This window comes from Sphingomonas sp. LH128 (assembly GCF_000293195.2).
GTDB lineage: Bacteria > Pseudomonadota > Alphaproteobacteria > Sphingomonadales > Sphingomonadaceae > Novosphingobium > Novosphingobium resinovorum_A.
On record NZ_ALVC01000232.1, the window covers coordinates 1 to 11,091 of the forward strand.

Annotated in this window: 9 protein-coding genes; 4 read left to right on the forward strand and 5 right to left on the reverse strand. The window is 64.7% G+C overall.

The window, feature by feature from the left end; genetic code table 11:
* Positions 1-141: 141 nt before the first annotated feature.
* Both LH128_RS18520 and LH128_RS18525 read right to left on the reverse strand, forming a co-directional pair.
* Positions 142-1,467 carry a DNA-packaging protein gene (locus LH128_RS18520; RefSeq protein WP_008831205.1) on the reverse strand — a complete coding sequence of 442 codons (1,326 nt, stop codon included), beginning with the start codon at positions 1,465-1,467 and terminating at the stop codon, positions 142-144.
* Positions 1,460-1,969 (reverse strand): hypothetical protein, encoded by a 510-nt coding sequence (locus LH128_RS18525; protein WP_008831206.1) that lies wholly within the window; start codon positions 1,967-1,969, stop codon positions 1,460-1,462. The genes LH128_RS18520 and LH128_RS18525 overlap by 8 nt, the downstream gene beginning before the upstream one ends.
* 188 nt (positions 1,970-2,157) lie before the next feature.
* On the opposite strand from LH128_RS18525, the gene LH128_RS18530 reads away from it, so the two are divergent.
* Positions 2,158-2,796 (forward strand): YqaA family protein, encoded by a 639-nt coding sequence (locus LH128_RS18530; RefSeq protein WP_008831207.1) that lies wholly within the window; start codon positions 2,158-2,160, stop codon positions 2,794-2,796.
* A gap of 141 nt (positions 2,797-2,937) precedes the next feature.
* On the opposite strand, the gene LH128_RS18535 is transcribed toward LH128_RS18530, so the two are convergent.
* Positions 2,938-4,206 carry a cytochrome P450 gene (locus tag LH128_RS18535; protein WP_008831208.1) on the reverse strand — a complete coding sequence of 423 codons (1,269 nt, stop codon included), beginning with the start codon at positions 4,204-4,206 and terminating at the stop codon, positions 2,938-2,940.
* Between the two features lie 134 nt (positions 4,207-4,340).
* Between LH128_RS18535 and LH128_RS18540 the strand changes: the two genes are divergently transcribed.
* Positions 4,341-5,291 carry an ABC transporter ATP-binding protein gene (locus LH128_RS18540; protein ID WP_008831209.1) on the forward strand — a complete coding sequence of 317 codons (951 nt, stop codon included), beginning with the start codon at positions 4,341-4,343 and terminating at the stop codon, positions 5,289-5,291.
* Positions 5,292-5,515: 224 nt separating this feature from the next.
* Here LH128_RS18540 and LH128_RS33565 read toward each other — a convergent pair whose 3' ends face one another.
* Positions 5,516-5,686 (reverse strand): hypothetical protein, encoded by a 171-nt coding sequence (locus LH128_RS33565; protein ID WP_155986451.1) that lies wholly within the window; start codon positions 5,684-5,686, stop codon positions 5,516-5,518.
* Between the two features lie 198 nt (positions 5,687-5,884).
* Here LH128_RS33565 and nadB point away from each other — a divergent pair, with 198 nt between their 5' ends.
* Positions 5,885-7,486, forward strand: a complete 1,602-nt coding sequence (gene nadB, locus LH128_RS18545; protein WP_008831210.1) for an L-aspartate oxidase — start codon at positions 5,885-5,887, stop codon at positions 7,484-7,486.
* 131 nt (positions 7,487-7,617) lie between these two features.
* On the opposite strand, the gene LH128_RS18550 is transcribed toward nadB, so the two are convergent.
* Entirely contained in the window at positions 7,618-7,860 is a 243-nt protein-coding gene (locus LH128_RS18550; RefSeq protein WP_008831211.1) for a GlsB/YeaQ/YmgE family stress response membrane protein, read from the reverse strand.
* A 720-nt stretch (positions 7,861-8,580) separates the two neighbouring features.
* Between LH128_RS18550 and LH128_RS18555 the strand changes: the two genes are divergently transcribed.
* Entirely contained in the window at positions 8,581-10,539 is a 1,959-nt protein-coding gene (locus tag LH128_RS18555; RefSeq protein WP_236727469.1) for a ribonucleoside-diphosphate reductase subunit alpha, read from the forward strand.
* Positions 10,540-11,091 lie beyond the last annotated feature (552 nt).

Consider the following 11,091-nt stretch of genomic DNA (forward strand, 5'->3'; position numbering starts at 1 on the left):
GCAGCCGCCTCAGCCCCACATGGCGCCGCAGGCTATTTGTCTCCCGGCTCACGGTGGGCGCGAGAGGAAGCTGCGCGCGTGACCTCGACGGTATTGGGGGTGCAGGGGGGCTATGCTCCCCTGCTTGTGACTTTCCGTTCTTCAGGCAATTCGCACTTTAGGATCGACCGTTTTCCCGAGCATCAGCTCGCTCAAGGCCCAGACCAGAGCGTCGGCCCGGTCGGGAGAGCGCCCCGGTCCCTGATAGCCGCCACCCGCGAGCAGCCCGCACATCTGGTCTTCCAGCGCCGCGAAAGTCCCGGCGTGGCGCACCCGGCCCGCTTCGTACAAGGCCGCGACCGGTTCCGCCCTTGCGGCCTTGCCCCGGCTGGCGTGGACCAGCCTGAGCGGCAGCGACACTTGCGCCGCGCGCAGCACCGAGGCGACCATCGCGCCGCCCTGATTGGCTTCGGCGACGACGCGGTCGGCGTTCCAGGCTTGCGCGGTGGCGGCCACGGTGCGTGCCCAGCGTTCCGGCCCGGCTTTCTCGACCGAGGCGTCGGCGAGGACGTGGGCGATGCCGTCTGCCGCAAGCCCGGCGACGACGATGCCGCAGGCGTCGCCCTCGGCGGAGGCGGGGGGATCGACGGCCACGACCACACGCACCAGTTCGGGCGAGGCGTCTTCGCGGCAGGTTTCCAGCAAGGCGCGCGACCATAGCGCGCCTTCCACATCGGCGATGAGTTCGCCGTCGAGTTCCTGCCTGCCGAGGAGGCTGCCGCTATAAGTATCGCGCATCGCGTCGAGGAACTGCGTCGGCAGATTCGCCGCGTTGTCGAAGGTGCTGCCCTGCGTCACGGCGACGCGCTCGGCGGCCATCAGCCGTGTTACCAACGGCACCGCGCGCGGGGTGGTGGTGGCCATCACGCGCGGGTCGGTGCCGAGGCGCAGGCCCATCATCAGGTTGTCCCATGCGTTCGTCGCGCGGGCGGAGGCGTTGTCCCATTTGGCGATCTCGTCGCACCAGGCGTGGCTGTGCTGCGGGCCGCGCAGCGATTCGGGTTCGGCGGCGGAGTAGAGCATGGCCTGCGCGCCGTTGGGCCATGTCAGGCGGCGCAGCGAGGGCTCGAACGCCGGTCGCCGCCACGGCGCGCCGACGTTGAGAAGGCCGCTCTCGCCCTCGACCATGACGGCGCGGGCTTCGGCGAGGTTGGCGGCGACGAGGGCGATGCGCGCGGTGGGTTCGGCCTCGGCGATGGCGGCGGTCCATTCGGCGCCGCAGCGGGTCTTGCCGAAACCACGCCCGGCCATGACCAGCCATGTGCGCCAGTCTCCGATGGGAGCAAGCTGCTCGGGGCGTGCCCAGAGGCGCCAGTGCCAGTTCCATTCGCGGCGTTCTTCGGGTTCGAGGGCGTCGAGATGGCCTTCGATCTCGGCCCCGGTCGCGTCGCGCAGCCAGTCTGTGTCGGGGGCGGCATGGTCAGCCATTTGCGCCGTCCTTCATTTCGGTTTCGCGGCGGGCGACGACCTGGCGGCGCAACTGTTCCAGCTTGGCATCGATGGCGGCGCGCACGACGGTGAGGTCTTCGTTGTCGCGCATGGCCCGTTCGCGCGCCACGTTCTCGCGGTGGAGGCCGAGGAGGCGCAGGGCATTGGGGTTGTCGAACTTGACCGTACCGTCCTTGGCCTCGCCGAAGCGCAGGCGGTGAAGCACTTCCAGCTCCAGGTTCTGGTAGCCTTCGAGCAGCGCGGTCTGCCACTTGCGGGCGAATTCCGGCTCCACCCTGCGGGCCTTGTAGGCGCGGCTGGGGTGGACTCCGGCGGTGGCGGCCGCAGCGGTGACGTTCGAGGTTTCGGCCAGCGCGGCGAGGAAATACTTGCGCCAGTGCTGGTTGACCCCGCCCTTTTCCAGTTCCTGCAATGCGGCGCTGATCTTGGTTCGCGAACGGCGCGGCAAGGCGCCGGGCGAAGCCTGCTTCGTCTCGACCATGGGGGGATCCTGTACTGGAGAGGCAGGCCGGTCGTGGGAGGCGACTCGGCATCGTTTCGGTGTTCCTGTTATGTACCTATTTGGTGCACCTGCGTCAAGCTAAAATAACCAAATTGGTTTTTTCTTCCTGCTTGCCGCAGTGCAGCGCGGCCACTAATCAGGGCGCGATCTGAACGGGGGAATCCTGAATGCTGCGCGGCCTCTACGAATGGACCATGGCCAAGGCCTCGCACCGCCACGCGGGCTGGTGGCTGGCCGCCTTTGCCTTCATGGAGGCGAGTTTCTTCCCCGTGCCGCCGCATCCGCTGCTGGGCCTGATGTGCCTGGCCGAGCCGAAGAAAGCGATTCGCTTCGCCGCGATCGCCACGATCGCCTCGGTGGCGGGCGGCCTGCTCGGCTATGCGATCGGGCACTTCGCTTATGCCGCCTTCGGCGAGGCGCTGCTGCGGGCGCTGCACTTGTCGGAGAGCTTCCCCAAGGCAGCGTGCTACTTGCGCGATTACGGGGCCGAGATCATCATCGTGAAGGGCGCGACGCCGATCCCGTTCAAGCTGCTGACGATCACGGCGGGGTTCATCGGCATGAACCTGCTGGTGTTCGTGGGCGCCTCGATCATATCGCGCTCGATCAGCTTCATGATCGTGGGCGTGCTGTTCCGCCTGTTCGGTGCGCCGATCAAGGCGGTGATCGACAAGCACCTGGGCAAGGTGACGGTGGGCTTCGTGGTACTGATCATCGCCGGTTTCCTTGCCGTATCGTTCCTTGGCGGCGGTTCGAAGCAGACCACCGAGAAGTGCGCATCGGCCGTGGCGGCAAAAACCGTCTGAGCGCTTTGCCCTGACCGGGCGCAGGATTTAGCCTTCCTTCCGACAACAGATCGGGAGAGAGGCCGTGTCGTTCACTACCTCGGATTGGACCCTTGTTCGTCGTTTCGAGGTAAAGTCGTCGCGATGCAGGGGGCAGGGCGGCTACGCTGCCTCGAAGCGCAGATGCAGGTTGGCGAGTCCCCGGATGATGTAGCTCGGCTCGTATTCCATCCGCCGCGCACCGGCGGGTCCGTGCTGTGCCTCGTCGAGCGTGATGGCGGCGGTGTGTTCGAGGAACCGGTCGAGCAGTACCGCCACCTCGGCCCGCGCCAGCGGAGCCCCGGCGCAGGTATGCGCCCCGCGGCCGAAGGCGAGGTGCTCCTTGATCCTCGGGCGGCCGAGGCGAAACGCGGCAGGTTCTTCCCAGCGGCGCGGGTCGCGGTTGGCGGCGGACAGCGAGACGACCACGCGCTTGCCTGCGGGGATGTCCATGTCGCCGATCTTCGTGGCCCGCGCGGCGATGCGGAAAGTGGCCTTGGTCGAGCCTTCAAGACGCAGCACTTCTTCCAGGAACGGGCCGATCAATGTGCGGTCATCGCGCAGGGCCTGCTGCATCGGCGGGTCCTCGCACAGGCGGCGCAGGGCATTGCCGATCAGCTTGGCGCTCGTGTCCTGCCCGGCGGCGAAGAGGAACATCGTCGATTTCACCACCTCCATCGCATCGGGCGTCGATCCGTCCGGGTATGTTGCCAGGGCCATCTCGGTCATGACGTCGTCCTGCGGCCGGGCGCGGCGTTCGGAGATGTAGCGCGCGAAATAGCCGGCCATCACCATCAGCGGATGGATGCTCTGCGCGTCGGGCGTATCCATGTTGCCGGGCGGCGGGGCATCGTCGATGATCTTGCGGAATGCCTCGCGGTCCTGCGCGGGGACGCCCAGCAGGTCGGCGATGACCATGGTGACGAAGGGCGTGGCGATGGAGCCCACCAGTTCGCACCCGCCCGCCGCGACGGCCTCGCGCACCATGTCGTCGGCATAGGCGCGCATAAACGCCTCGTTGGCCTTGAGGCGCGAGGGCACGAACAGCGGGTTGAGCAGCGAGCGGGCGGCGATGTGCTTGTCGCCGTCGTAGGAGACCATCAGTTCCATCTGCCCGCTTGGCGTCGCAGCGAGCAGAGCGGAGATGTCGTCGTCCTCCACTGCGAAAGGCAGCAGCACCAGCGGATCGGGGTTCAGCCATGATGAAAAATCGCGCTTGTTGAGCAGCACTTCCAGCGCCTCGGCAAAGCCGGTCACCACGATCACGTCGCGGCTCTGCATCTGGTGGACGGGGCCGTGGGCGCGGATGGTCTCGAAGTAGTCGTAAGGATCGAGCAGCACCGAATGATCGGTGAAGTAATCCTTCTCGATAGGGGCTGCTTCGGTTGCCATGGGTGCTCTCCAGTATCGGTCGCTCGATTAGCGACTCGTAGTGATATATTGTGGATCATATCGTGCGCCAAGGAAGCGTCAACGCGGCACCTGCAGTCTTTACGTCGTGGCGATCATGGCCCACATGCACGGCCATGAGCACTTCCACGCCCGCAATCGCCATCCGTGACCTCGTCAAGCGCTATGCCCCGGCCGGAGGCGGCGAGGGCAAGCTGGCATTGAAGGGGGTCTCGTTCGATGTGCCGGAGGGCGGCATCTTCGGCCTCCTCGGCCCCAACGGTGCGGGCAAGTCGACGTTGATCAACATCTTGGCGGGCATGGTCATGAAGACCTCGGGCTCGGTGGACATCTGGGGCTTCGACATCGACCGCGACCAGCGCAACGCCAAGCGCGCGATCGGCATCGTCCCGCAGGAGATCGTCTTCGACCCGTTCTTCACGCCGTTCGAGGTGCTGGAGATCCAGGCGGGGCTCTATGGCATCACCAAGGCGCTGCGCCGCTCGGAAGACCTGCTGCGCGCGGTCCACCTTGCCGACAAGCGCGATGCCTATGCCCGCACGCTGTCGGGCGGCATGAAACGCCGCCTGCTGATCGCCAAGGCGCTGGTCCATCGCCCGCCCGTGCTGGTGCTCGACGAGCCGACGGCGGGCGTCGATGTCGAGCTGCGCCGCCAGCTCTGGGAACTGGTGGGCGAACTCAACAAGGAAGGCGCGACGATCGTGTTGACCACGCACTACCTCGAGGAAGCCGAGGAACTGTGCGACCGCATCGCGATCATCAACCACGGCGAACTGATCACCAACAAGCCGACCCGCGAACTGGTCGGCATGGCGCGTGAGAAGATCATCGTCCTGACGCTGGACCGCGACGTTACCGAACTGCCCAGCCACCCCGGCTTCATCAAGTGCGTGAAGACCGGCGAGCGGGTTCTGGAGATCACGTACGACAAGGATCGCGCCAATGCGGGCGAGATCATGTCGGCCCTGCAGGCGCAGGGTTTCGCGATCGTCGACGTGACGACTCGCGAAGCGGACCTCGAAGACGTGTTCGTCAGCCTGACCAGCGCGGTGCGTTCGGCAGCCTGAGTATAACCGGCGACTCGGCGCACGAGCGAAACGACTCGTCGCCGTTTTCAAATATGATGCAGCTGTCTCATATTTCCCGGGCCTCGCCCGGGGGCGCCTTTACGTGCGCGATTAACAAAATTTTACATTGAGGCGGCCGGGGCCAAGCAAAGGCCTGTATCCCCTTTTTTCCTTAATAATATTCAGGAGGATGAGGGGCATTTCGTAAAGCTAAGGATTCTTACTTACTTGTCGGCTGCTTCGCTGTCGTCAAGTTTCCAGACCTTGTGCTTCTGTCGGCGAATAGTCTTTCCGCAATTTTTACAGGTGCCGGTATAATTGAGGCCATCCCATTTCACATCGTTGCGCACCGGTTCATGCCTATTGGCAAAGCAAAGCGGAATCGAGATCGCCACGAGATAGGTTCCTCAATGAGAAGCGAAAGCTGACTAGACTAATCAACGTGCTTGGCAAGAAGCAAAATCGCCGTAAGTTAACCGTGTTTGTAATGACTTGGTCTATCTTATATAAGAACGATACCGCACCGCAACATGCAAGTGGCGGCGCGCGCAAACTATTGCGATCCCCGTGCAACGGGCGCTAGGAGCGGCGTCATGGAAACGCCATCCAGCGCCGCCGGCGCATTCGACGTCCTTGTGATCGGTTCCGGTGCGGCCGGACTTACGGCTGCGTTAGCGGTAGCCGACAAGGTCAAGGTCGCGGTATTGGCCAAAGGCACGCTGACCGGCGGTTCGACGGCCTGGGCGCAGGGCGGCATCGCCGCCGTGCTCGATGCCGGCGATACTTTCGAGGAGCATGTCCGCGACACCATGGTCGCAGGCGCTGGCCTCAACCGGCGCGAGACGGTGGAGTTCGTCATCGAGCGGGCACCCCATGCGATCGAGCGGCTGATCGAACTGGGCGTGCCGTTCAACACGGACGGAGAGGCGCTGCACCTCACGCGTGAGGGCGGCCATTCGCATCGGCGCATCGTCCACGTTGCCGACGCCACCGGTTGGGCGGTGCAGCAGGCGCTGCTGCAGGCCGCCGAGGCGCACCCCAACATCACCCTGCTCCCCGGCTATTCGTGCATCGACCTGATCACCGGACGCCACGAGCAGCGCTATTCCGGCTCGGGCCGCGTCTGGGGCGTCTATGCGCTGAACGAGGCGAGCGGCCGGGTCGAGGCCTTCACTGCCCGCGCCACCGTGCTGGCGACGGGCGGCGCGGGCCGCGTCTACCAGTTCAGCACCGCCCCGCGCGGCGCCACCGGAGACGGCATCGCCATGGCCTGGCGCGCGGGCGCGCGCGTCTCCAACATGGAGATGATGCAGTTCCACCCGACCTGCCTCTACAATCTTGAGGTCAAGAACTTCCTCATCACCGAGGCGGTGCGCGGCGAGGGCGGGCACCTGATCAACCCGCGCACCGGCAAGCGCTTCATGACCTTCTACGATCCTGAACGGCTGGAACTGGCCCCGCGCGACGTCGTGGCGCGCGCCATCGACTCCGAGATCAAGCGCTTCGGCCTGGATTACGTCCACCTCGACATCAGCCACCAGCCCGAGGATTTCGTGAAGGCGCACTTCCCGAACATCTACGAGAAGCTGATGGGCCTCGGCATCGACATGACGAAGGAGCCGATCCCGGTCGTGCCCGCACAGCACTATACCTGCGGCGGCATCCTTGTGGACCTCGACGGCCGCACCGACCTGCCGGGGCTCTATGCGGCCGGCGAGTGCACCGAGAGCGGGCTGCACGGGGCGAACCGCCTTGCGTCCAACTCGCTGCTCGAATGCTTCGTCTTCGGCGAGGCGGCGGCTGCCGACATCCTCGCGAAGTGGGACAGCTTCGAGGCGCCGCCGCAAGTGCGCGCCTGGGACGAAAGCCGCGTGACCGATTCCGACGAGGAAGTCGTCATCAAGCAGAACTGGACCGAGATCCGCCGCTTCATGTGGAACTACGTCGGCATCGTGCGCACCACCAAGCGGCTGGAGCGCGCCATGCACCGCATCCAGATGCTCAATGGCGAGACCGAGGAATACTACCGCCACTTCCGCGTCTCGACCGACCTGATCGAATTGCGCAACCTGCTGCAGAGTGCGGAACTGATCGTCGAATCCGCTCTCAAGCGACACGAGAGCCGGGGGCTGCACTACACGCTGGATTATCCGGCGGCGGATGCGCAGCCGCTGGATACCGTGCTGGTTCCGTAAAGAAGGAAAAAAGTCCCACCCCCGGCCCCTCCCGCAAGCGGGAGGGGAGCAAGGTAATAGCCCTCCCGCTTGCGGGAGGGGCCGGTAGGCTTGGCAGCTTGCTGCCTAGCCGGACGGGGTGGGCCGTACCTTTACCCGATATGCAGCACCCGCCCGAGGAAGATCAGCACGATCGCGCCGATCACCGAGGCCAGGCATCCGGCGCGGCTGAAATCGCCGCGCCCGCGGCTGGTCACCAGCCCCGCCAGCAGTGAGCCGCCGACGCCCAGCAGGATCGTCGCGATCCAGCCCATGGGCACTGCACCCGGATAGAAGAACCGGGCCAGCGCGCCAATGACGAGGCCGCTGATGATGGCGCCGATGATGTTGAACATTTACCGTATGACTCCCCTTCGCGCCGCAGCGCTTTCGCATTCACGCTGATAAGCGGCGAGGAGGCCAGTGGTTGCAGGTCCTCGTCAAGCGGCGCACGCATCTCGACGAAAGCCGATGGGTCTGCCGGGGAAAAGCGTCGCGCCGGATCTTGACCGCCTCGGTTCGTCGCACGCCCGATTCGTCTCACCGGTGATTTATGTGGAAAAATTTAGGAGGCGAGGGGCGATTCAAAGGGTTGCGCTTCTGGAAGACAACGGAAATTCGGCGCGTCGCGGCAGGGAGGTGACGGCCCTGTGACGAATGCATGGACCGATGCCGTTTGCAGCCCCCCTCTTGAACCTCTCGCTGGAAAGGGCACTATAGGTTGTGTCGCGCCGATCGAGAGGCCTCAATACCTAGGGATACAGCGCATAAGCCGAAAGGCCCGTGCGGAGCCCTTCAGGGAACTTGGGACCAGACTTCTCGAACTGGCGCGCCGGTGGTCTGGCAGGGAATGTCGTTCTCTTTTTGTGCTGGTTCTGATAGATGGGACGTTCTTGAGCGCCCTTCGATTCGGTGCCGGCCTGCTCGGCCGCCGAAAGCAGTTTGGATCGCCCCCGTGGCGGTTCGATGACAGGTTTTGACGATACATTGGGGGCGCACCAGTGGACTTCAGGAATGGAAGCGACGGACACGTGTCTGATTCGGATGTGAGCTACGCGGATCCCGCGCAAGTCGATATGGAGTCGCTCCTTGCCGGGCATGTCTCCGAAGCGGCGATGAAAAAGGAAGCCTCGGCCGTGGCCATGGACAAGACCGATACTTTGGCCGCCGATCTGGTGGTCGAGGCGCCGAAGACGAAGAAGAAGGCCGTCGATTCCAAGACGATCCACGATCGCCGCTTCACCATCGTCACCGATGCGTCGCGCGATGCGCTCCTGACCGACTTCGGCAAGGAAACGCTCGACGACCGCTACCTGCTTCCCGGCGAGAAGTATCAGGACCTCTTCGCCCGCGTGGCCGATGCCTATGCGGACGACCAGGAGCACGCACAGCGTCTCTACGACTACATCTCGCGCCTGTGGTTCATGCCCGCCACCCCCGTGCTGTCGAACGGCGGCACCGGGCGCGGGTTGCCGATCTCGTGCTACCTCAACTCGGTCGAGGACAGCCTTGAAGGCATCGTCGCCACCTGGAACGAGAACGTCTGGCTCGCCTCGCGCGGTGGCGGCATCGGCACTTACTGGGGCAACGTGCGCGGCATCGGCGAGCCGGTCGGCCTGAATGGCAAGACCAGCGGCATCATCCCCTTCGTGCGCGTGATGGATTCGCTGACCCTCGCGATTTCGCAGGGCTCGCTGCGCCGCGGTTCGGCCGCCTGCTACCTCGACGTCTCGCACCCCGAGATCGAGGAGTTCCTGGAGATCCGCAAGACCTCCGGCGACTTCAACCGCAAGGCGCTCAACCTGCACCACGGCGTGCTGCTGACCGACGAGTTCATGGAAGCCGTGCGCGACGGCACCGACTTCGCCCTGCGCAGCCCCAAGGACGGCTCGGTGCGCGGCAAGGTCCACGCCCGCTCGCTGTTCCAGAAGCTGGTCGAAGTGCGCCTTGCCACCGGCGAGCCCTACCTCGTGTTCTCCGACACCGTTAACCGCATGATGCCCAAGCATCACCGCGATCTCGGCCTCAAGGTCTCGACCTCGAACCTGTGCTCGGAAATCACTCTGCCCACCGGCCGTGACCACCTCGGTAACGACCGTACAGCGGTGTGCTGCCTTTCCTCGCTCAACATCGAGACTTGGGAAGAGTGGAAGGGTGACAAGCGCTTCATCGAGGACGTGCTGCGCTTCCTCGACAACGTCCTGCAGGATTACATCGACCGCGCGCCGGACGAAATGGCCCGCGCCCGCTACTCGGCGGAGCGCGAGCGTTCGGTCGGCATGGGCGTGATGGGCTTCCACTCGTACCTGCAGAAGAAGGGCATCGGCTTCGAAAGCGCGATGGCCAAGGCGCTGAACCTGCAGATGTTCCAGCACATCAACGCCAAGGCCAACGAAGCCTCGATGATGCTCGCCAAGGAGCGCGGACCGTGCCTCGACGCCGCCGACCAGGGCGTGATGGAGCGTTTCAGCTGCAAGATGGCGATCGCGCCGACCGCGTCGATCTCGATCATCTGCGGCGGCACCTCGGCCTGCATCGAGCCGATCCCGGCGAACATCTACACCCACAAGACGCTCTCGGGCAGCTTCGTGGTGAAGAACCCCTACCTGCAGAAGCTGCTGGCCTCGAAGTCCAAGGATTCCAACAACGTGTGGAATTCGATCCTCGAGCAGAACGGCTCGGTCCAGCACCTCGACTTCCTCTCGGCCGACGAGAAGGCGGTCTACAAGACCAGCTTCGAGATCGACCAGCGCTGGCTGCTCGAATTCGCGGCTGACCGTACGCCTTACATCGACCAGGCGCAGTCGCTGAACCTGTTCATCCCGGCCGACGTCGACAAGTGGGATCTGATGATGCTCCACTTCCAGGCGTGGGAAAAGGGCATCAAGTCGCTTTACTACCTGCGCTCGAAGTCGGTGCAGCGCGCCGGTTTCGCGGGCGGCGTAGAAGCCGACAACACCAGCGAACTGCCCAAGTTCGAACTGGCTGCCAGCGGCGGCTCGACCGACTACGACGAGTGCCTGGCCTGCCAGTGAGCGGGGCCTGCCAGTAAGGCGCCAAGGCTTCACCGAGAGCGGCCTTCCGGGAAACCGGGAGGCCGTTTTCGTTTGTATGCAGGCGGGAGCTGGCCGGCCTTATGCCGCTCATGCCGAGGCTGTCGAAGCATGGGAAGCGTGGCGCCAGGCCTCGGGGCCTTCGACAAGCTCAGGCTGAGCGGAGTTGGAGGTCTGTTTTGGTTGGGGAACGGTCGATCGAAAATCAGATCGTCATCCCAGCGAAGGCTGGGACCGCTCTCGTCATGTCGCAACCTCTCGGCGAGGCCGGGATGAAGCTGGAAAGGGTCTGCTGAAAGGGTGCAACATGGTCATAACGGTCCCAGCCTTCGCTGGGATGACGATGGTGTTTGAATGACGGCAAAAGGGGGGAGGAGCGGACGTTGCGCTGGCCCACCCCGTCCCGGCTAGTTCGCTTCGCTCTCAAGCCTCCCGGCCCTCCCGCAAGCGGGAGGGCAAAGCGGTGCGCTCTCATTCCCCTCCCGCTTGCGGGAGGGGGCAGGGGTGGGCAAAGCGCTACGTCAGCTTTGGGGC